Source organism: Streptomyces sp. NPDC059201, assembly GCF_042754585.1.
GTDB lineage: Bacteria > Actinomycetota > Actinomycetes > Streptomycetales > Streptomycetaceae > Streptomyces.
In genome coordinates this window covers 293,722-314,464 of record NZ_JBHZBB010000007.1, presented here as the reverse complement: position 1 = coordinate 314,464, position 20,743 = coordinate 293,722, and the positions used below count along the sequence as shown (strand labels likewise).

General features: G+C 71.8%; 20 protein-coding genes and 1 tRNA gene. 9 read left to right on the top strand and 12 right to left on the bottom strand.

All coding sequences use genetic code 11. The features are described 5' to 3' along the window. Positions 1-8: 8 nt before the first annotated feature. The 5 genes from ACFXMG_RS23770 to ACFXMG_RS23750 form a co-directional block, all read right to left on the bottom strand. The gene (locus tag ACFXMG_RS23770; RefSeq protein WP_383814399.1) at positions 9-1,475 is read right to left on the bottom strand and encodes a peptidoglycan D,D-transpeptidase FtsI family protein; all 1,467 of its coding nucleotides are present in this window, start codon (positions 1,473-1,475) and stop codon (positions 9-11) included. Next, a complete protein-coding gene (locus ACFXMG_RS23765) occupies positions 1,472-2,911 on the bottom strand; it encodes an FtsW/RodA/SpoVE family cell cycle protein (protein WP_383814401.1) in 1,440 nt (479 codons plus the stop codon). The genes ACFXMG_RS23770 and ACFXMG_RS23765 overlap by 4 nt, the downstream gene beginning before the upstream one ends. Before the next feature lie 26 nt (positions 2,912-2,937). Continuing rightward, positions 2,938-4,437: a Stp1/IreP family PP2C-type Ser/Thr phosphatase gene (locus tag ACFXMG_RS23760; RefSeq protein WP_383814403.1), complete on the bottom strand. Its 1,500-nt coding sequence runs from the start codon at positions 4,435-4,437 to the stop codon at positions 2,938-2,940. A 96-nt stretch (positions 4,438-4,533) separates the two neighbouring features. Then, positions 4,534-5,061: an FHA domain-containing protein gene (locus tag ACFXMG_RS23755; RefSeq protein ID WP_383814405.1), complete on the bottom strand. Its 528-nt coding sequence runs from the start codon at positions 5,059-5,061 to the stop codon at positions 4,534-4,536. A 10-nt stretch (positions 5,062-5,071) separates the two neighbouring features. After that, positions 5,072-5,923: an FhaA domain-containing protein gene (locus ACFXMG_RS23750; RefSeq protein WP_383814407.1), complete on the bottom strand. Its 852-nt coding sequence runs from the start codon at positions 5,921-5,923 to the stop codon at positions 5,072-5,074. Between the two features lie 598 nt (positions 5,924-6,521). Between ACFXMG_RS23750 and ACFXMG_RS23745 the strand changes: the two genes are divergently transcribed. The 3 genes from ACFXMG_RS23745 (at position 6,522) to ACFXMG_RS23735 (ending at position 9,318) form a co-directional block, all read left to right on the top strand. After that, a tRNA-Leu gene (locus tag ACFXMG_RS23745) sits at positions 6,522-6,605 on the top strand. A 286-nt stretch (positions 6,606-6,891) separates the two neighbouring features. Next, a complete protein-coding gene (locus tag ACFXMG_RS23740) occupies positions 6,892-8,598 on the top strand; it encodes a sensor histidine kinase (RefSeq protein WP_383814409.1) in 1,707 nt (568 codons plus the stop codon). Between the two features lie 39 nt (positions 8,599-8,637). Next, the gene (locus tag ACFXMG_RS23735) at positions 8,638-9,318 is read left to right on the top strand and encodes a response regulator (RefSeq protein WP_384338773.1); all 681 of its coding nucleotides are present in this window, start codon (positions 8,638-8,640) and stop codon (positions 9,316-9,318) included. 38 nt (positions 9,319-9,356) lie between these two features. Here ACFXMG_RS23735 and ACFXMG_RS23730 read toward each other — a convergent pair whose 3' ends face one another. Next, positions 9,357-9,821, bottom strand: a complete 465-nt coding sequence (locus tag ACFXMG_RS23730; protein ID WP_383814412.1) for a MarR family winged helix-turn-helix transcriptional regulator — start codon at positions 9,819-9,821, stop codon at positions 9,357-9,359. A gap of 401 nt (positions 9,822-10,222) precedes the next feature. Between ACFXMG_RS23730 and ACFXMG_RS23725 the strand changes: the two genes are divergently transcribed. From ACFXMG_RS23725 to ACFXMG_RS23715, 3 genes are all read left to right on the top strand, one after another. Further along, entirely contained in the window at positions 10,223-11,668 is a 1,446-nt protein-coding gene (locus ACFXMG_RS23725) for a DUF2252 domain-containing protein (RefSeq protein WP_383814413.1), read from the top strand. Positions 11,669-11,911: 243 nt separating this feature from the next. After that, on the top strand, positions 11,912-12,697 hold the full coding sequence (locus ACFXMG_RS23720; protein ID WP_383814560.1) for a hypothetical protein: 786 nt from the start codon (positions 11,912-11,914) through the stop codon (positions 12,695-12,697). Positions 12,698-12,747: 50 nt separating this feature from the next. Next, positions 12,748-13,089: a rhodanese-like domain-containing protein gene (locus ACFXMG_RS23715; RefSeq protein ID WP_189944798.1), complete on the top strand. Its 342-nt coding sequence runs from the start codon at positions 12,748-12,750 to the stop codon at positions 13,087-13,089. Between the two features lie 15 nt (positions 13,090-13,104). Here the strand turns inward: ACFXMG_RS23715 and ACFXMG_RS23710 are convergent, their stop codons facing one another. From ACFXMG_RS23710 to paaA, 6 genes are all read right to left on the bottom strand, one after another. Continuing rightward, entirely contained in the window at positions 13,105-14,238 is a 1,134-nt protein-coding gene (locus ACFXMG_RS23710; protein WP_383814416.1) for an acyl-CoA dehydrogenase family protein, read from the bottom strand. 106 nt (positions 14,239-14,344) lie between these two features. Further along, on the bottom strand, positions 14,345-15,406 hold the full coding sequence (locus ACFXMG_RS23705; RefSeq protein ID WP_383814418.1) for a 2Fe-2S iron-sulfur cluster-binding protein: 1,062 nt from the start codon (positions 15,404-15,406) through the stop codon (positions 14,345-14,347). Further along, positions 15,407-15,910, bottom strand: a complete 504-nt coding sequence (gene paaD / locus ACFXMG_RS23700; RefSeq protein WP_383814420.1) for a 1,2-phenylacetyl-CoA epoxidase subunit PaaD — start codon at positions 15,908-15,910, stop codon at positions 15,407-15,409. After that, a complete protein-coding gene (gene paaC / locus ACFXMG_RS23695; protein WP_383814422.1) occupies positions 15,904-16,656 on the bottom strand; it encodes a 1,2-phenylacetyl-CoA epoxidase subunit PaaC in 753 nt (250 codons plus the stop codon). Before paaC ends, paaD begins: the two co-directional genes overlap by 7 nt. Further along, entirely contained in the window at positions 16,653-16,940 is a 288-nt protein-coding gene (paaB, locus tag ACFXMG_RS23690; protein WP_383814424.1) for a 1,2-phenylacetyl-CoA epoxidase subunit PaaB, read from the bottom strand. Before paaB ends, paaC begins: the two co-directional genes overlap by 4 nt. Beyond that, positions 16,937-17,950, bottom strand: coding sequence for a 1,2-phenylacetyl-CoA epoxidase subunit PaaA (paaA, locus tag ACFXMG_RS23685; protein ID WP_383814426.1), 1,014 nt, complete (start codon positions 17,948-17,950; stop codon positions 16,937-16,939). The genes paaB and paaA overlap by 4 nt, the downstream gene beginning before the upstream one ends. A gap of 161 nt (positions 17,951-18,111) precedes the next feature. Here paaA and ACFXMG_RS23680 point away from each other — a divergent pair, with 161 nt between their 5' ends. The 3 genes from ACFXMG_RS23680 to ACFXMG_RS23670 are packed head-to-tail and all read left to right on the top strand — an operon-like array spanning position 18,112 to position 20,722. After that, the gene (locus tag ACFXMG_RS23680) at positions 18,112-18,807 is read left to right on the top strand and encodes a DUF5819 family protein (RefSeq protein ID WP_383814428.1); all 696 of its coding nucleotides are present in this window, start codon (positions 18,112-18,114) and stop codon (positions 18,805-18,807) included. Continuing rightward, positions 18,804-20,048 (top strand): HTTM domain-containing protein, encoded by a 1,245-nt coding sequence (locus tag ACFXMG_RS23675; protein WP_383814430.1) that lies wholly within the window; start codon positions 18,804-18,806, stop codon positions 20,046-20,048. The genes ACFXMG_RS23680 and ACFXMG_RS23675 overlap by 4 nt, the downstream gene beginning before the upstream one ends. After that, positions 20,045-20,722: a TrmH family RNA methyltransferase gene (locus tag ACFXMG_RS23670; protein WP_383814431.1), complete on the top strand. Its 678-nt coding sequence runs from the start codon at positions 20,045-20,047 to the stop codon at positions 20,720-20,722. The genes ACFXMG_RS23675 and ACFXMG_RS23670 overlap by 4 nt, the downstream gene beginning before the upstream one ends. The last annotated feature ends 21 nt before the right edge of the window (positions 20,723-20,743 follow it).

Below are 20,743 nucleotides of genomic sequence, written 5' to 3'. Positions count from 1 at the left end.
TCGCAAGATCAGCCGCGGCTCTTCAGAACCGCCTTCATGACCGCCTTCGCGATCGGCGCGGCGAGACCGCCACCACTGATGTCCTCACGGCCGATGCCCGCGGCGTCCTCGACGATCACGGCTACGGCGACCGGGGAGCCGTTGTCGGTCTTGGCGTACGAGATGAACCAGGCGTAGGGACGCTTCGCGTTCTTCTCGCCGTGCTGTGCGGTGCCGGTCTTGCCGCCGACCTTCACGCCGTCCATGTTCAGGTCGGCGTTGCCGCCGGTGCCGTTGGAGACGACGTTCTCCATCATCTGCTGGAGCTTCTGGGCGTTCTCCGGCGAGACCGGCTGGCTCATCTCCTCCGGCTCGTTCTGCTTGATCACGTCCAGGTTCGGCGCGCGCAGCTGGTCGATCATGTACGGCTTCATGAGCTTGCCGTCGTTCGCGATCGCCGCCGTGACCATCGCCATCTGGAGCGGGGTGGTCGCGGTGTTGAACTGACCGATCGAGGAGAGCGCGTTGCCACCGCGGTCGGCCTGCTTGTCGTAGACCGAGGCGGCGGAGCGGACCGGGGTGAACTGCTCGGCGTTGAAGCCGAACTTCTCGGCCGTCTCGACCATCTTGTCGCGGCCGACGTCGTCACCGAGTTTGGCGAAGACCGAGTTGCAGGAGATCCGCAGCGCCTCGTTGAGGCTGGCGTTGGCACAGCCGCCCGAGTGGTTCTTCATCGGCCTCGTGGAGAGCGGGATCTTCCAGCCCTCGGGGGTGTCGGTCGCCGCGTCGATGTCCTTGATCTTGCCGGACTCCAGCGCGGCGGCGGCGGTCACGACCTTGAAGACGGAGCCGGGCGGGTAGATCTCGCGGATCGCGCGGTTCTGCATCGGCTTGCTCTTGTTGTCACGCAGAGCCACCCACGCCTTCTCGTCCTTGCCCGAGTAACCGGCGAAGGCTGAGGGGTCGTACGAGGGGGTGGACGCGAGCGCCAGGATCTTGCCGGTCGACGGCTCGATGGCGACGACGGCGCCGGTGTTGTCGCCCAGGCCCTTGAAGGCGGCCTTCTGCGCGGCGCCGTTGAGGGTGGTGACGACGTCGCCGCCCTTCTTCTGCTCGCCGGTGAACATGGCGAGGGTGCGGTCGAAGAAGAGCCGGTCGTCGTTGCCGGTGAGGATGCCGTCCTCGATCTTCTCGATCTGGTTGGCGTCGTACGCCTGCGAGGCGAAGCCGGTGACGGGCGACCACATCGGGCCGTCCACGTAGGTTCGCTTGAACTTGTAGAACTTGTCACCCGAGTCGACGGAGCCGGTGATCGGCTGGCCGTCGACGATGATGTTGCCGCGCTCGTTCGAGTAGCGCTCGATCTGGATGCGCCGGTTCTTCGGGTGCGCGTTCAGCTCGTCGGCGCGGACGAACTGGAGCCAGTTGTCGCGCAGGAGCAGGGCGAGGACGAGCAGGCCGCAGAAGATCGCGACCCGGCGCAGCGGCTTGTTCACGGACGGACCACCTGGGTCATCTCGGCATCGGGGTTCGGGGCGGGGGCGGGCGCGGGGCGGCGCGCGGTGTCGCTGATCCGGATCAGGATGCCGATCAGGGCCCAGTTGGCGATCACGGACGAACCACCGTACGCGAGGAACGGCATCGTCATACCGGTGAGCGGGATGAGGCCCATCACACCGCCGGCCACGACGAAGATCTGTAGTGCGAAGGCGCCGGAGAGGCCCATCGCGAGCAGCTTGCCGAAGGGGTCGCGGGCGGCGAGCGAGGTACGGATGCCGCGCTCGATGATCAGGCCGTACAGCAGCAGGAAGACCATGACGCCGGCCAGGCCGAGCTCCTCGCCGACGGTGGCGAAAATGAAGTCGGAGTTGGCGGCGAACTGGATCAGGTCCGAGTTGCCCTGGCCGAGGCCGGTGCCGAGGATGCCGCCCGACCCGAACGACATGAGTACCTGTGTCATCTGGTCACAGGCGTTCAGCATGTTCTGGTCGGTGGCCGTCTCCAGGCAGCCGAAGGGGTCGAGCCAGGCCGCCACACGCGACTTCACGTGGCCCGCCGTGGAGCCGACGACCACCGCGCCGGCGACGGCCATCAGCAGACCCATCACGATCCAGCTGGTCCGCTCGGTCGCCACGTACAGCATGATCACGAACATGCCGAAGAACAGCAGCGAGGTACCGAGGTCGTTCTCGAAGACCAGGATGAGGAGGCTGACCGCCCAGATCGTCAGGATCGGGCCGAGGTCGCGGCCGCGGGGCAGGTAGAGCCCCATGAAGCGGCGGCTGGCCAGCGCCAGCGCGTCCCGCTTCACCATCAGGTAGCCGGAGAAGAACACGGCGAGGACGAGCTTGGCGAACTCGCCGGGCTGGATCGAGAAGCCGCCGATGCGGATCCAGATCTTGGCGCCGAAGACGTCGGCACCGAGGCCGGGGACGAGCGGAAGCAGCAGCAGCACGAGCGCGGCGACCATGGAGATGTACGTGTAGCGCTGGAGGACCCGGTGATCCTTGAGCAGCAGCAGCACGCCGACGAACATGGCGATGCCGATCGCCGAGTACATCATCTGGCTGGGCGCGTCGGGGCTGAAGGAGCCGTATCGGTTCATCGACTGGGCGATCAGCCGCGGCGACTGGTCCAGTCGCCAGATCAGCACCAGGCCCATGCCGTTGAGCAGGGTCGCCAGCGGGAGCAGCAGCGGGTCCGCGTACGGGGCCCACTTGCGTACGACGAGGTGGGCGACGGTCGCGAGGAGCGCGAGGCCGAGCCCGTAACCGAGCATGCCCGACGGGACCTCGCCGTCGATGGCCAGGCCCACGTTGAGGTACGCGAACACCGGGATCGCTACGGCGAAGGCGAGCAGCGCCAGCTCGGTGTTGCGGCGGCTCGGCGCCTCGATCGCGCCGATGGTGGTCGTGTTGGTGACAACGCTCATGGTGGTGAAAGGCCCCCTACGGGTGCTTACTGCTTGCCGCAGTTCGAGGCCAGCTTCTGCTCCTCCGCGGTGAGGGTGGGACCCGGGGTCGGAGCGGCTGTGGTGGGCTTGGATTCGGGCTTGGCGTCGGCTCCGTCGGCCGGCTTCTCGGCCGCCTCGGCGGCGGCCTTCTCCTTGTCGGCCTTCTCCTTGGCCACGCGGCGCTCTTCGGTCTTCTTGCAGGCGGACGCCTGCACGGCGAGCTCGGAGATCTTCGTCTGGGCCTTGGCGAGGCTGCCGCCTGCGATGGTGTCCTCGACCTGCTTCCGCTGGTAGGCGGGGAGGTACTTGAGTTCGATCTCGGGGTGGTCCTTCTCGACCTCCGAGAGCGTCACCCACGCGAGGTCCTGGCTGATGCCCCGGTAGAGCGCCACGTGCTCGTCCTTGGAGCCCACGAAGTACTGGGTCTGGGTCCAGCGCCAGCCGCCGTACGCGCCGCCGGCGAGGACGCCGAGCGCGAGGACGAGGATCAGGGTGCGCCCGATCCACCGCCGCCGCTTCCGCGGCTTCACGAAGTCGTCGTCCGTGTACGCGTCGAACGAGCCGTGCGGCGGCATGGAGCCGTAGCCGTGGTCGTCGCCGCTGCCGGGCGGGCCGAAGCCGCCGGCGGGCGGCTGGTGGTGCGGGGCGGGGCGGCCGAGCCCGGAGGCGCGGCCGGCCGGGGTCTGCATCGCGCCGCCGTCGTTCAGCTGCTGCTGGTTCTCGGCGACCGCGCCGACGACGACCGGGGTGTCGCTGAGGTGGCCGGCGAGGGTGTCGCCGCCGTCGACGTCGAGGACGTCGGCGACGATCACCGTGATGTTGTCGGGGCCGCCGCCGCGCAGCGCGAGCTGGATCAGCTCCTGCACGGTCTCCTGCGGGCCCTGGTAGCTGGCGAGGGTGTCCTCGAGGGTCTGGTGCGAGACCACGCCGGACAGGCCGTCGGAGCAGATCAGGTACCGGTCGCCGGCGCGGACCTCACGGATGGAGAGGTCGGGCTCGACGTGGTCACCGCTGCCGAGCGCGCGCATCAGGAGCGAGCGCTGCGGGTGGGTGGTGGCCTCCTCCTCGGTGATCCGGCCCTCGTCGACGAGCCGCTGGACCCAGGTGTGGTCCTGGGTGATCTGGGTGAGGATGCCGTCGCGCAGCAGGTACGCGCGCGAGTCGCCGACATGGACGAGGCCGAGCCGCTGCCCGGTCCACAGCAGGGCGGTGAGCGTGGTGCCCATGCCCTCCAGCTGCGGGTCCTCCTCGACCATCATCCGGAGCTGGTCGTTGGCGCGCTGCACCGCCGTACCGAGCGAGGTGAGGATGTCGGAGCCCGGGATGTCGTCGTCGAGGACGACGAGCGTCGAGATCACCTCGGAGGAGGCGACCTCGCCGGCGGCCTGGCCGCCCATGCCGTCGGCGATCGCGAGGAGCCGGGGACCGGCGTAGCCGGAGTCCTCGTTCCCCTCGCGGATCATGCCCTTGTGCGAGCCCGCGGCGAATCGCAGGGACAGACTCATGCCCACCTGCCCTGTCGCCGCTGCATCGGGGTACAGCCGGTCTCGACCCACACTGCCCACCCTCCGGTCGCTCCGGTCAGCTCGCTCATTGTCGTACTACTTCCGCAGCTCGATGACGGTCTTGCCGATGCGGATCGGCGCCCCGAGCGGAATCGGCGTCGCGGTGGTGAGGCGGGTCCGGTCGAGGTACGTGCCGTTCGTGGACCCGAGGTCCTCGACGATCCACTGGCCGTCCCGGTCGGGGTAGATCCGGGCGTGCCGGCTGGACGCGTAGTCGTCGTCCAGCACGATCGTCGAGTCGTGCGCCCGCCCCAGGGTGATCGTCTGACCCTGGAGGGCGACGGTGGTGCCGGTGAGGGTGCCCTCGGAGACGACCAGCTTCGTCGGGGCGCCGCGCCGCGACCGGCCGCCACCGCCGGACTGCGGCGGCTGCTGGCCGCGCTGCTGCGGCGGAGCGGCCTGGCGCCCGCTCTGCTGGGGACGCGCCTCCTGGCGGCGCGAACCGCGCTGGGTCACCCGCGTACCGAACAGGTCGCTACGGATGACCTGGACGGCCACGATGACGAACAGCCACAGAACGGCCAGGAAACCCAACCGCATGACCGTCAGGGTCAGCTCTGACATTGCCCCCGCTTCACCCTTCGGCTTGCCGGTAAACGATGGTGGTGCTGCCCACGACGATCCGCGAGCCGTCGCGGAGCGTAGCGCGGGTGGTGTGCTGCCCGTCCACCACGATGCCGTTGGTGGATCCGAGATCCTGGATCGTCGAGGGCGTTCCGGTCCGGATCTCGCAGTGCCGGCGGGACACGCCGGGATCGTCGATCCTCACGTCCGCGTCGGTGCTGCGGCCGAGGACCAGGGTCGGGCGGGAGATCTGGTGGCGGTTGCCGTTGATCTCGATCCAGCGGCGCACCTGGGTACCGCCGGGCGCCGCGGGACGGCCGCCGCCGGCGGCCGGCCGGTGGCCCGCACCGCCGGGAGGCGGCGAGGAGGGCATGGGAGGAGCGCCGGCCGGGGGCCCCTGCGGGTACCCGTAGCCGCCGCCCTGCCCCTGCTGCTGGTGGGGCTGCTGCTGCGGCTGGTGCCCCGCGTGCGGCTGCGGCTGGGACGTGCTCGACGCGAGCGTACGGCTGCGCACCCGGTACAGACCGGTGTCGAGGTCGTCGGCCTTCTCCAGGTGGACCTTGATCGGGCCCATGAAGGTGTACCGCTGCTGCTTGGCGTAGTCCCGCACCAGCCCGGCGAGCTCGTCGCCCAGCTGGCCCGAGTAGGGGCTCAGGCGCTCGTAGTCGGGCGCGCTGAGCTCCACGATGAAGTCGTTGGGGACGACAGTCCGCTCGCGGTTCCAGATCTGCGCGTTGTTGTCGCACTCGCGCTGGAGCGCGCCGGCGATCTCGACCGGCTGGACCTCGGACTTGAACACCTTGGCGAAGGTGCCGTTGACCAGACCTTCGAGACGCTGCTCGAAACGCTTCAGGACTCCCATGGGGCACCTCCTCCGTCGTTGCCGTCCTGGTACTGCTTACTGATCGTATCCACGCGTCGGGAAATCGGCTGGTTCCCCTTCTCTGCCCTGTGGACGAGTGTCACCTCTCACAGGCCCTCCCCCCAGGGATCGTAGAGGGGGCCTGTGGACAGTGTCCCGCACGAGGCTGTCCTTCAGGAGGGGCGGAGTGCGGGAGCGAGCGCGTCGGGCGGGGCGGCCGACGCCGCAACCTCCCGCTTCTCCCCTGTCTCTCCCATCTCTCCCCTCTCTCCCCTGTGTCCCTTCTCTCCTTCTTCTCCTTACTTCTCCCTTCTCCTTCTCTGTTCCCCTCCGGGGCCCTCCGCTCCCCTCTCTTCCTCTCCTCTTCTCTCCGGAGATGCGGAGAGGGGGGGGAGGGGCGAGGGGTGAGGGGGCGAGGGGTCGAGGGGGAGGGTGGAGAGGAGAGGAGGGAGTCTCTCGGGCGGCCCCTCTCCTCTCCCTCTGTTCCGCCCGTCGGGGGGCGAAATAACGGATGTGAATCCACCGTCTCCGACGTGCTAATCTTCAGATGTCGCCAGGCGCTCGCACCGAAAGGTGAGAGACCCGGAGATCACCCAATGCGCGGGTGGCGGAATAGGCAGACGCGCTGGATTCAGGTTCCAGTGCCCGAAAGGGCGTGGGGGTTCAACTCCCCCCTCGCGCACGAGTCGGAAGCCCCGTAGGTCTCAGACCTACGGGGCTTCCGCGTTGTCCGGACGTGTGACGCTTCCCACTCCTGGCGCTTCCCGATCTGACCCTTCGTCCTCCTGACCCTTCGTCCTCCTGACCGTCCCTCTTTCGTCGTTCCCGGCCGCGACGAAAGAGGGACGCCGGGAGGTCGTGCCGCTGCCTAGGGTGCGAGCGTGGAAGCGACGAGGGTGGGAACGACGGCGAAGGCGGAGGCCGGGCGAGGGATCGGGACCCGGGCGGCCGCCGCGTGGAGATGGCTCGTGCCCGCGGGGGAATGGTCGCGGCGCAGGACGGTCGGGGAGGCCGCCCTCACCGCCGTCGTCGCGCTGCTCGCCGCCGGTACGGAGGAGCTGCTCGGCGGCGAAGGATGGCAGCTCATCGCGGTCGCCGTCGCCGCGGCCGTACTGGCGCTGCTGCGCCGCCGGTTCCCCGCCAGCGTGCTCGTCGTCACCGCCGCGCTCGCCCCCGCCGTCCCCGGCCTCGGCCCGCTGCTGCTCGTCCTCGGCTGGTCCGCCGGCGGCCACATCCTCGGCGTGGGCCGCGCCCTGCACGCGTACATCGCCGCCTACGTCCTCAACGTCGGCGCCACCCTGATCGTCTCCTGGGACAAGCAGCGGCTGCTCGTCATCGCCCTCATGGCGACCCTCTACTACCTGGGCACCACCCTCGCGCCGGGGCTCGCGCACCGGTACTGGGCCCAGCGCCGCACCCTCCTCCACGCGCTCCAGGAGCGCAACGGTCGGCTGGTGCGCGAGCGGGCGATGATCGGCCGGAACGCCCGGCTGCGGGAGCGGCAGCGCATCGCCCAGGACATGCACGACAGCCTCGGCCACCAACTCGCGCTGATCGCCGTGCACACCGGCGCGCTGGAGGTCGACCGCGAGCTGAACGAGCGGCAGCGCGAGGTCGTCGGCGTGCTGCGGAACGCGTCCGTGACCGCCATGCACGAACTGCGGGAGGTCGTCGGCATACTCCGGGACGGCACCGAGGCACCCGACCCGGACACCGGGCCGGTCGCCGCCGGCGACGAGAGCGGGCGGGCCGCCCGGGGGATCGCCGGCATCGAAGGGCTGGTCGCCTCCGCCCGCGCCGCCGGTACCCGCGTCGCACTGCGGCGGATCGGCGACGAGCGGCCCCTGGAGCCGGCCGCCGGGCACGCCGCGTACCGCATGGCGCAGGAGGCGCTCACCAACGCCTACAAGTACGCCCCCGGCGCCCCGATCAGCGTCGAACTGCGCTACGAGCCCGACACGTTCGTCGTCGAGATCTTCAACGAGGAGCCGACCGGCGGCCCTGCGAAGGGCGTCGTCAGCGGCGGACAGGGCCTGGCCGGGCTCGTCGAGCGGGCCCGGCTCGTCGGCGGCATGTGCCACGCGGGCCCCGCCGACGGCGGAGGCTTCCGGGTCGCCGGGATGCTGCCGTACGGCTCCGCGCCCACCGGCGAATCAGCGCCTTTGGTCGACGCGGCCGACGACTTCCGGCAGCAGTCGACGAAGCCCTTCGGCGGAGACAGTCGTTCCGTACCGGTCGGAGAGCCCGACTGGTCCTTCACGGAACGGGAGTTGGCGATGGCACTGCACGGAGGCAAGACCCGGAGCACCGGAGCATCGGTGGCGCTCGGCTGCGGCATCGCCTTCGCCGCGCTCGTCGTCCTCCTCGTCGCGGCCGGCTTCGGCCTCTACTACTTCGTCGGATCCGTCCAGGACGACATGGTCACGCCCGCCAAGTACGAGTCGATCGGGATCGGCACGCCCGAGGCCGACGTCAGGGCCTCGCTCCCCGACGCCGACTCCCTCTCCCTCATGGGCGTCAAGGACAAGGGAGGCCCGGCCAGACCCGAGGGCGCCGACTGCCTCCTCGTGCTCTCCACCGAGATGGGCGACGACTTCGACGCGGACCCCGTTTTCCGGTTCTGCTTCAAGGACGGCAAGCTGATCGAGAAGAAGTCGTACGTCGTGAGGCAGTAGCGCCACGGCGACCTGTACCGAGCGCGTCGAGGAGGCGCAGTGCTGTCAGAGCGGACGGGGCGGTCCGGACGGACCGTCAAGGTCGTGGTCGCCGACGACGAGCCGCTGATCAGGGCGGGCATCCGGATGATCCTCAACTCCGATCCCGACATCCATGTGGTGGCGGAGGCGGCGAACGGCCGCGAGGCTGTCGACGCCGCCCGCGCGCACGCCGCCGACGTCGTGCTGCTCGACATCCAGATGCCCGTACTCGACGGGCTCTCCGCCCTCCCGGAGCTGCGCAGGGCCGCACCGGCGGCACGGGTGATCGTGCTGACCACCTTCGGTGAGCGGGAGAACGTGCTGCGGGCGCTGGAGCACGGCAGCGCCGGCTTCCTGCTGAAGGACACCGCCCCCGCCGAGCTGATCGGAGCCGTCCGGGCCGCCGCCGCGGGCGACGCCTACCTGTCGCCCGCGGCGACCCGGCACGTCGTCGAACGGCTCGCCTCCGGCCGCGAGACCGCCCGCGCCGAAGAGGCCCGCGGGCGTGTCGCCGCGCTCGGCGAGAAGGAGCGCGAGGTCCTCGCGGTCCTCGGCGAGGGCCTCTCCAACGCCGACGCGGGCCGCAGGCTGCACATGAGCGAGGCGACCGTGAAGACCTACGTCAGCCGGATCCTCGCCAAGTTGCAGTGCGAGAACCGGGTCCAGGCGGCCCTGCTCGCCCGCGACGCGGGGCTGTAGCGGTGGCGGGCGGAGGCGGTGGGCGGCTGAGGTAGGGGTCAGCTGGGGTCGGGGAGGCCGGCGGGGCCTGCGGCGTTGTAGCGGAGGAGGTAGTCGGCGAAGCAGGACAGGTCCTCGCCCGACCAGTCCTTCAGGCGCTCCTGATAGGCGGCGAGGCGGTTGGCCTGGGCGGTGGCGAGCACCGTGAGACCTGCCTCCGTCGGATGCAGCACCTGCACCCGGTGGTCCTCGGGGGCGGGCCGGCGCTCCACCAGGCCCAGCTTCTCCAGGCCCGCCAGCTGGCGGCTGACGGTCAACTTGTCCAGCAGGTAGTGCGCCGCGAGATCCGTGGCGCGGCAGCCGCGCCGTTCCTCGATGTGGGCGAGGAGCGTGTACGAGACGAGCGGGATCTCCGGGTGGACCCGGGCCGCGGTCGCGCGGGCCCGGCGGGCGAAGGCCGTCAGCTCGCGCTGGATGACGTCCACGGACGCCTCGCGCGGCGTCCCGGTGCCGGCGTCGGACATATGGGCTCCCTTGCCGCGCTCGCCCCGTACGGGCTTTCGGTTGTATAGTACAACGGTTCTTTGGTTGTAAAAGCCAACCACCTGTCTTCGGAAGTCACCTGTCCACAGGACCGAACCCCACAGCCGGCGCCCTGCGGCACGTCCTCGCCGCGGCGCCCGTACCGCCGCCCACCCGCGAGGGGGCGAGGACGGACAGGGAGGAGGAGATGGAGGAGGCCGTGGCCGTCTGACCCCGTCGGCTGTCTGACCCGTCCGGCCGTCCGGCGCGTCTGACCAGGGGGCCGGTGGTTGTCCACAGGTCGTTGTCCACAGGGGGAGACGGCTGATCAAGACCGGCTGTAGCGTCAGGGCCGGAAGTCGTCGGACCAGCCGTCCGACCAGTCATCGGGGGAGGTCGTCCCATGGACGAGATCCAGGCCGTCGTGCCCGGACAGCGTGGAGGAACGGACGGGGAGCGCATCCCGCACGTGCCCGGATTCGTACGGCGTGGTGCCACGGAGGACTCCCCCAGGACGCGCGGCAAGCAGCTGCGCGCCGCCGTCCCCCGCTCCTCCCACGCCGGGCTCACCCTCCCCGCCGGACGCCCCGACGCGGTCCGCGCCGTCGAGGAGTCCAGCCGCGGCCGGGTCCCCGAGCTCACCCCCATCCGCGTCGGCCGCATGGCCGCCAACCCCTTCGCCTTCCTGCGCGGCTCCGCCGGCCTCATGGCCCACGACCTCGTCGGCACCCCCGTCACCGGCATCGCCGCCCAGCTCTGCGGCGACGCCCACGCCGCCAACTTCGGCCTCTACGGCGACGCCCGCGGCCGGCTTGTGATGGACCTCAACGACTTCGACGAGACCGCCGTCGGCCCCTGGGAATGGGACCTCAAGCGGCTCGCCACCTCCCTCGTCCTCGCCGGCCGCGTCGTCGGCGCCGACGAGGACACCTGCCGGGCCGCCGCGTTCGACACCGCCGGCGCCTACCGGCGCACCATGCGCCTCCTCGCCCGGCTCCCCGCACTCGATGCCTGGAACGCGATACCCGACGAGGAACTCGTCTCCCACACCGACGCCCGCGACCTCCTCGGCACCCTGGAACGCGTCTCCGCCAAGGCCCGCAACAACACCAGCGCCCGGTTCGCCGCCCGCTCCACCGAGGCGGTCGCCGAGACGGACGGCGGCGGACGCCGCTTCGTCGATGCGCCGCCGGTCCTGCGCCGGGTGCCCGACGCCGAGGCCGCGGCCGTCACCACCGCCCTCGGCGAATACCTGGAGACCGTCTCCGAGGACCGCCTGCCGCTCCTCGCCCGGTACGCCGTCCACGACGTCGCCTTCCGGGTTGTCGGCACCGGCAGTGTCGGCACCCGCTCCTATGTCGTCCTGCTCCTCGACCACCGGGGCGACCCGCTCGTCCTCCAGGTGAAGGAAGCCCGGCCGTCCGTGCTCCTGCCCCACCTGCCCGCCGCCGGGTTCACCGTCCCCGACCCCGGCCACGAGGGCCGGCGCGTCGTCCTCGGCCAGAAGCGCATGCAGGTCGTCAGCGACATCCTGCTCGGCTGGACCACCGTCGACGGGCGCCCCTTCCAGGTGCGCCAGTTCCGCAACCGCAAGGGCAGCGTCGACCCCGGCGCGCTCACCGCCGACCAGCTCGACGACTACGGCCGCATGACCGGCGCGCTCCTCGCCCGCGCCCACGCCCACAGCGCCGACCCGCGCCTGATAGCCGGCTACTGCGGCAAGAACGAGGAGCTCGACGAGGCCATCGCCGCCTTCGCGGTCACCTACGCCGACCGCACCACCGAGGACCACGCCGACCTGCTCACGGCGATCCGCACCGGACGGATGGCGGCGGAGCTGGGGGTCTGAGGTCTGGCTGGTGTGCGGGCACGGCACAGACGAAAAAGGGGGGGGAGGGGGAGGGGAGGGAGGGGGGGAGGGGCCCCCGGTGAGGACCTAGGCTTGAGGGGTCGGGCCGGAACGAAGACGTGGGCGGGCGGTTACGTGAGCGAGGACCAGGGCCAGAGCGAGGACCAGCACCAGGTTCCGGACCAGCACCAGGATCAGGAGCAGGGCCAGGGCCAGGCGCCGGGCGAGGGCCAGGGCCAGGATCTGGGGCGGGGGGAGCGGCCGGAGGCTCGGTTGGAGCGGGCTGTTCGGGTGGCCGAGCAGGCGCTGATCGAGTTCGAGATCGCCGTGGAGACCTTCCGGGTCGAGGTGGAGAACTTCTCGCGGCTGCATCACCAGAAGCTGGGTCCGATGTACGCGCGGCTCGACGAGCTGGACGCTTCGATCGCGGAGGCGCTGGCCGAGAAGAGCGGTGACCCGGAGGATCTGCGGCGGGCGCGGGAGGCGCGGGCCGCGGTGTTGCCGCTGCCGGGGGTCGACGCGCTCTTCGACGGCTGGATCGATTCCGACGGGCTCTCTCCGGAGGCGGCCGCGATGCTGACCGAGCGGCCGGTGCGGCCGCCGCAGCGGGTGCGGCCCAGCGAGGAGGTGCGCCGTCTCTACCGCGAGCTGGCCCGCAAGGCCCATCCCGACCTGGCGCGGGAGGAGGACGAGCGGGCGCGGCGGGAGGAGTTCATCACGCGCGTGAACGCCGCCTACGCCCGTGGGGACGAGGCGCTGCTGCGGGAGCTCGCCGAGGAGTGGGCGGCGGGTCCGGCGCCGGCCGAGGAGCGGCTCAGCGAGAGCGAGGAGCTGTACGCGCGGCTGGAGTGGCTGTCGCAGCGCAAGGACCTGCTGTCGGTGCTGGCGCGGGAGCTGGAGGACAGTGCCATCGGTTCGATGCTGCGGCTGGCGCCGGAGGACCCGGACCGGCTGCTGGAGGAGATCGCCGAGCAGTTGCGCGGCCAGGTGTCCGAGCGAGAGGCCGAGCTGGCCACGCTGGTGCAGTAGGTTTTCCCAGGTCGAGGCGGTTCCGCCGTACAGGAGAGAAGGTCGGTCCCATGAGTTTCGCCCCGCTGCCGTCGGTGCCCGCAGCGTCCGTTCCCGCCGATGCCCTGGTGCTCGACGTGCGGGAGGACGACGAGTGGGCGGCCGGGCGGGTCGAGGGTGCGGTGCACGTGCCGATGAGCGACTTCGTGGCGCGGTTCGCCGAGGTCGGCGAGGTGCTCGCCGAGCGCGGCCGCGCCTATGTGATGTGCCGGGTGGGCGGCCGGTCGGCGCAGGTCACGCAGTACCTGGTGCAGCAGGGCTATGACGCGGTGAACGTGGACGGCGGCATGGTGGCCTGGGAAGGCGCCGGGCGTCCCGTGGTCGCGGACGGCGGTCCCGGGTTCGTCGCCTGAGCCGTACCGGTCGGGTCAGCGCAGGGGGTGGGCGGCGATGAGGTCGCCCAGGGTCTCCTCGTGGGCGGCGGCCGGGCCCAGGGAGAGTTCGAGGTACTTCGCCCAGGCGTGGTAGCGGTGCAGCGGGTAGTCGGTGTCGGCGCCGAAGCCGCCGTGCAGGTGCTGGGCGGTCTGGACGACCCTGCGTACGCCCTCCGACGCCCAGATCTTGGCGACGGCGAGGTCCGCCTCGGCGGGCAGGGGCGCGTCGTCGGCGGTCGAGACGCGCCAGGCGGCCTGCCACAGGGTGGCCTCCATCGCCCGCAGGTCGATGTAGCGGTCGGCGGCCTGGACGGCGACGGCCTGGAAGGTGGCCACGGGGTGGCCGAACTGTTCCCGCTTCCCGGTGTACTGGCTGGTCATCGTGAGGACCTGCTCGCCGAGGCCGAGGGCGAGCGCGCAGGTGCCCGTGGTGAGCAGGGCGCGCAGCGCCGGCCAGGCGTCGGCGGAGTCCAGGACGCGGTCGGCGGGGAGGCGGACGGCGTCGAGCCGTAGTCGGGCGAGGCGCTCGCCGTGGGTGCCGTACTGGGCGTCGAGGGCGATTCCTTCGTGGTCGCGGGGGAGCAGCGCGAGGACCGTGCGGTCGTCGGCGGTGTGGGCGGGGACGGCGATCAGGTCGGCGTGGTGGGCCCACGGGACGTGATCGGTGGTGCCGTCGAGGATCCAGTGCGTGCCGTCGTGGCGGGCGGTGACGGCCCGCTCGGCGGGTTCGTGGCCGGTGGTGCCGTGGGCGGCGGCGGTGAGGACGAGCCGGCCGGCACCGACCTCGGGCAGGAGTGCGGCCGCGGTGTCGGCCGGGGCGTGGTGCTGGAGGACGTGGGCGACGGCGGTGGTCTCCAGGAGGGGGACGCGGGCCAGGACGCGGGCGGACTCGCGCAGGACGAGGCAGAGGGCGACGGGGTCGAGCCCGGTGCCGCCGTGCTCCGGGGCGACGAGGAGTCCGAGGAGGTCGGTGGCGGCCAGGCGTCGCCACAGGGGGCGGTCGAGGTCGTCGGCGACGGCGGTCGGGGTGAGGGCGGGGCTGGGTACGGCGTCGGGTGCGACGTCGGCGAAGACGGTACGGGCCGTCTCCGCGGCCGCCTGCTGCTCCTCGGTGAACGTGAAGTCCATGGCCCTGTCCTTCCGTCGCTGTCCGTTGCTCTTCCGGCGGCCCGTCAGGAGACAGTCTGCTGACGGGCCGTCAAGATAGAACAGGTTCTAGCGGAAGGGAATGGGCTCAGCGGTCGAAGTCCAGCTCCACGTCGGGCGTGGCCGGGTGGGACTGGCAGGCCAGGACGTAGCCGGCGTCGGTCTCCTCCGGTTCGAGGGCGAAGTTGCGGTCCATGCGGACCTCGCCGCCGACGAGGAAGGCGCGGCAGGTGCCGCAGACTCCGCCCTTGCAGGCGTACGGGGCGTCTGCGCGGGCGCGCAGGACGGTGTCGAGGAGGGATTCGCCGCGCTCGACGGGCCAGGTGCCGGAGCGGCCGTGGAGGGTGGCCGTGAGCGTGGCGTGGGCGGGGGTGTCGGCGGTGGGGACGGGGGCGGGGCCCGAGCCGTCGTCGACGTGGAAGATCTCCTGGTGCACGCGGGCGCGGTCGACGCCGAGGCCGCGCAGGGCCCGCTCGGCACCCTGGACGAGGCCGAAGGGGCCGCAGAGGAACCAGCCGTCGATGGCGCCGACCGGGAGGAGGGCGGGCAGGAGGGCGGTGAGCCGCTCCTGGTCGAGGCGGCCGGAGGGGAGGCCGGCCTGCTGCTCCTCGCGGGAGAGGACGGTGACGAGCTGGAAGCGCTCGGGGTACCGGTCCTTCAGGTCGGCGACCTCGTCGAGGAACATCGTGGAGGCGGCGGTGCGGTCGCTGCGGATCAGGCAGAACCGGGCCTCGGGTTCGCGGGCGAGGAGGGTGGCGGCCATGGACAGCACCGGGGTGATGCCGCTGCCGCCGGCGACGGCGGCGAAGTGGCCGGGGCGCGGGTCGAGGACGAAGCGGCCGGTGGGGGCCATGACGTCGACGGTGTGGCCGGGGGTGAGTTCCTTGAGGGCCCAGGTGGAGAAGGCGCCGCCGTCGACGAGGCGGATGCCGACGCGCAGTTCGGGCCGCTCGCCGGCCGGGGCGGCGGCGGAGCAGATCGAGTAGGTGCGGCGGATCTCCTGGCCGGTCTCGTCGCTGCGGCGCAGGGCGAGGTGCTGTCCGGGGCGGTGGCGGAAGGTCTCGCGGAGGGCGTCGGGGACCGCGAAGGTGACGGCCACGGAGTCGTCGGTGAGCCGCTCGACCTGGCTCACCGGGAGCGGATGGAACATCTACAGCTCCTTGAAGTGGTCGAAGGGTTCGCGGCAGGCGGTGCAGCGGCGCAGGGCCTTGCAGGCGGTGGAGGAGAAGCGGCTGAGGAGTTCGGTGTCCGTGGAGCCGCAGTGGGGGCAGCGGATGGCCAGGGTGAGGGCGACGGGTCCGCCGGCGGGGCCCTGGGGGCGGGGCGGGGCGATGCCGAACTCGGTGAGTTTGCGGCGGCCTTCCTCGCTGATGTCGTCGGTGGACCAGGCGGGGGCGAGGACGGTGACGACGGTGACGTCGGGGATGCCGTGCGCGTGGAGGGCGTGCTCGATGTCGGTGGACATCGTCTCCACGGCGGGGCAGCCGGTGTAGGTGGGGGTGAGGGCGACCTCGACGCGGCCGGGGCCGGTGAGGTGGACGCCGCGCAGCACGCCGAGTTCGGCGAGGGTGAGGACGGGCAGCTCGGGGTCGAGGACGGCGCCGGCGATCCGGGCCAGTTCCTCTTCGAGCGGGGTGGGGGCGGTGGTCACCATGTCGCCCCCGGGTGGCTGCGGTGGAGGTGCTGCATCTCGGCGAGCATCCGGCCGAAGTGCTCGGTGTGGAGGCCCTGGCGGCCGGCTCCGGCGCGCCAGGCGCCGGTGCGGGAGCCGGTGGGGACCGTGAGGCCGGCGCGGGTGAGGACGGCGGTGACGGAGTCCAGCCACGGCGCTTCGAGGACGGTGGTGTCGAGGCCGAGGCCGTCGAGGGGCTGGAAGAGTTCGCCGGTGTAGCGCCAGAGGGCGTCGCAGGCCGTCTGCATGCGGCGGTGGCTCTCGTCGGTGCCGTCGCCGAGGCGGAGGGTCCAGTGCTCGGCGTGGTCCTGGTGGTAGGCGACTTCCTTGACGGCCTTGGCGGCGAGTCCGGCCAGGGGGCTGTCGCCGGTGGCCAGGGCCGCGTAGAGGAGCCGCTGGTAGGTGGAGAAGTACAGCTGGCGGGCGATGGTGTGGGCGAAGTCGCCGTTGGGCTGCTCGACCAACTGGACGTTGCGGAAGGCGCGCTCCTCGCGGAGGAAGGCGAGCTCGTCCTCGTCGCCGGCGAGGGAGAGGAGGACGCGGGCCTGGCCGAGGAGGTCGAGCGCGATGTTGGCGAGGGCGACCTCCTCCTCCAGGACGGGGGCGTTGCCCGCCCACTCCCCCAGGCGCTGGGCGAGGACGAGGGCGTCGTCGCCGAGGGCGAGGGCCGCGGCGGTGGCGGGGGCGAGGGCCGCGGCGGTGACGGGGGTGGTGTCGGTGGTGGTCACAGGTGCTTCACCCCCTCCGGGATCTCGTAGAAGGTCGGGTGCCGGTAGGGCTTGTCGGCGGCCGGTTCGAAGAAGGGGTCCTTCTCGTCCGGGGAGGAGGCGGTGATGGCGGTGGAGGGGACGACCCAGAGGGAGACGCCTTCCATCCGGCGGGTGTAGAGGTCACGCGCGTTGCGCAGGGCCATCTCCGCGTCGGGGGCGTGGAGGCTGCCGGCGTGGGTGTGGGAGAGCCCTCGGCGAGAGCGCACGAACACCTCCCACAGGGGCCAACTGTCGCTGCTCATGCCTGTGCCTCCCCGGGCTGTCCGGTGTGCTTGCGCGCGTAGGCCGCGGCGGCCTCTCTGACCCAGGCGCCGTCCTCGTGGGCCTGGCGGCGCTTGGTGATCCGCTGGTCGTTGCAGGGGCCGTTGCCCTTCAGCACGTCCCAGAACTCGGCCCAGTCGATGGGGCCGAAGTCGTGGTGCCCGCGCTCCTCGTTCCACTTCAGGTCGGGGTCGGGGAGGGTGAGGCCGAGGGCCTCGGCCTGCGGGACGGCGATGTCGACGAAGCGCTGGCGCAGTTCGTCGTTGGAGTGGCGCTTGATCTTCCAGGCCATCGCCTGCGCGGTGTGGGTCGACTCGTCGTCGGGCGGGCCGAACATCATCAGGGACGGCCACCACCAGCGGTCCACCGCGTCCTGGGCCATGGCGTGCTGGGCCTCGGTGCCGCGGGAGAGGGCGAGCAGGGCTTCGTACCCCTGGCGCTGGTGGAAGGACTCCTCCTTGCAGACGCGGACCATCGCCCGGGCGTACGGGCCGTAGGAGCAGCGGCAGAGGGGGACCTGGTTGGTGATGGCGGCGCCGTCCACGAGCCAGCCGATGGCGCCGACGTCGGCCCAGGTGAGGGTGGGGTAGTTGAAGATCGAGGAGTACTTCTGGCGGCCGGTGTGGAGCTTGTCGAGGAGCTCGTCGCGGCTGACGCCGAGGGTCTCGGCGGCGCTGTAGAGGTACAGGCCGTGGCCGGCCTCGTCCTGGACCTTGGCCATGAGGATGGCCTTGCGGCGCAGCGAGGGCGCGCGGGTGATCCAGTTGGCCTCGGGCTGCATGCCGATGATCTCGGAGTGGGCGTGCTGCGCGATCTGGCGGACGAGGGAGGCGCGGTACGCCTCCGGCATCCAGTCGCGCGGCTCGATGCGCTCGTCGGCGGCGACCGCGGTGTCGAACACCGCCTCGCGGGCGGCCTGTGCCGCCGCTTCCGCGGCGTCCCTGCCGGGCGCTTCCGCGGTCACTGCCGTCCCTGCCGTCCCTGCGGTCATCGGACCCCCTACCGACCGATCGTTCGGTTGAATGACTTCAATGGTGGGTCGGCGGCCCGTATGGTGTCAACCCTGTGGATAACCGCCTGCTCCGTCCGGGGCGCAACGAGCGGGTCACCGGTGGGACGGGATCGGGTCGGGAAGCCCGGGATCGGGGTGGGATGAGCGCGCACATCGACGGCAGCGGGGAGCGGCGGCCGACCGGGGGGATCCTGGCGCTGTCCATGCCGTACCAGGTGGTGGCGGCCGTGACGCTCGCCGCCGTGGCGGTCCTCGCCTGCCTGCACCTGGCCATGGTCTTCCTGCACGTGGCGCCCTCGAACACGGTCACCAAGCAGCACGGGCAGGCCGTCGACGACTGGATCTACCCCGAGTTCGAGCAGAACTGGAAGCTCTTCGCGCCCAACCCGCTCCAGCAGAACGTCTCGGTCCAGGTCCGCGCCCAGGTCGCCGACCCCGCCGGCGGCAGCCGCACCACCGGCTGGATCGACCTGACCGCCCAGGACGTCGAGGACATCCGCGGCAGCGTCTTCCCCAGCCACACCGAGCAGAACCTGCTGCGCCGGGCGATCGACTGGTACGGCAACGCGCACGACGACGAGGGCCGCCCCAAGGGCATGCGGGGCAGGCTCTCGGAGGCGTACATGCGCCGCATCGTGCTGCTCCGCATCGAGGGGCCCGGCGCGCGCGCGGACGTCGGCGGGAAGGTGGAGCGGATCCAGCTCCGCCGCACCGTGCGGCCGGTGCCCGCCCCGCACTGGAGCACCGAGAAGCGCTCCACCGAGCCCTCCAGCCGCGACATGCCCTGGTGGGAGATCACCGACGCCGACCGCAGCCGTACGGAGACCAGCCGATGACCGCCCCCAGCCACGCACCGGCCGCGGCTCCGGCGCGCGTGCCCCTCGACCGCAAGCTGGCCCGGGCGGCGCAGACCGTCACCTCGCGCGCGCTGGGCCCGTACCAGACCGCGATCGTCCGGATCGGCTTCTCGCTGACCTGGCTGTTCTTCCTGGTGCGGGAGTTCCCGCACCGGCACGAGATGTACGGCCCCGACGGCCCCTGGTCGTTCGAGCTGGCCCGCCGGCTGATCGCCGACAACCGCGCCTTCACGGTCCTGATGTGGTCCGACGGGCGGCTCTGGTTCGAGGTGGTCTACGGGATCGCGGTGGTGGCCGCGGTGCTGCTGCTGCTCGGCTGGCACACCCGGGCCGTCTCGGTGGTCTTCATGGTCGGCGCGCTGTCGTTGCAGAACCGGTCCGTCTTCCTCGGCGACGGCGGCGACAACGTCGTCCACCTCGTCTCGATCTACCTCACGCTGGTCCGCTGCGGCCAGGTGTGGTCGCTGGACGCCCGGAGGGCCGCCCGAAGGGCGGCCCAGGGCGAGGAGGCCACCGGGAGGGTTGCCCTCACGGGACCGGTCCTCTGGGTCGTCCTCGGCGGGTTCCTGGTCGCCGCGACCTGGTTCAGCCCGCTCACCGGCGAGTGGTGGATCTACGTGCTCCTGTGGGTGCTCTGGCTCGGACAGGGCCTGTGGTGGCTGGTCGAGCAGTACGCGCCCGGCGAGCCCCGCGTCCTCCTGGACGTGCTCGCGAACCTCGTCCACAACGCGGCGCTCCTGGTCCTCATGGCCGAGGTCTGTCTGATCTACGCCACCGCCGGCTGGTACAAGATCCAGGGCTCGCGCTGGCAGGACGGCACCGCGCTCTTCTACCCGCTGCACCTGGACTACTTCACGCCCTGGCCGGCGCTCTCCGAGCTCCTCGCCTCCAGCGGGATCATGGTCATGCTGCTCAGCTACGGCACGGTGATCGTGCAGGTCGCCTTCCCGTTCACGCTGTTCAACCGCAAGGTGAAGAACGTCCTGCTCGTCGCGATGATGCTGGAGCACGCGGGCATCGCGCTGCTGCTCGGCCTGCCGGCCTTCTCGATGGCGATGATCGCCGCCGACGCCGTCTTCCTGCCGACGGTCTTCCTGGTGTGGCTCGGCGCGCGCGCGGCCCGGGGCCGGGACCTGCTGCTGCGGCGGAAGCCCGCCGCCGCGGAGCTGCCCCCGCAGCGGCCGGCCGAGGAGACCGCTCCCCGTACCCTCGTCGGGTGAGCACCACCGAAGAACACCCCGTCCCGGCCGGGGCCGAGCCGCTCCAGTACGACGAGGGCTACGGCCCCGAGGTCGGCGTCGGCCCGCACCCCGGGCCGTGGCCCGAGGACCCGCGCTACGACCGCGAACTGCTGGCCGAGGGCGACCGGCGCAACGTCGTCGACGAGTACCGGTACTGGACGCGGGAGGCGATCGTCGCCGACCTGGACACCCGCCGGCACGACTTCCACGTGGCCGTGGAGAACTGGGGCCACGACTTCAACATCGGGTCCGTGGTGCGGACCGCCAACGCCTTCCTGGCCAAGGAGGTGCACATCGTGGGGCGGCGCCGCTGGAACCGGCGCGGCGCCATGGTCACCGACCGGTACCAGCACGTGCGGCACCACCCCGACACCGAGGCGCTCACCGCGTGGGCGGCGGCCGAGGACCTGCCGATCATCGGCATCGACAACCTGCCGGGCTCGGTGCCGCTGGAGCGGACCGTGCTGCCCCGCCGCTGCGTGCTGCTCTTCGGGCAGGAGGGGCCCGGGCTGACGGAGGAGGCCCGCCGCCATGTGCGGACGGTCTGCTCGATCGCTCAGTTCGGCTCCACCCGGTCGATCAACGCCGGGGCCGCCGCCGCGATCGCCATGCACGCGTGGGTGCAGCGTTACGCGGAGATCGACCCCGCCTAGGACCGGCGGAGGCCCCGGAGG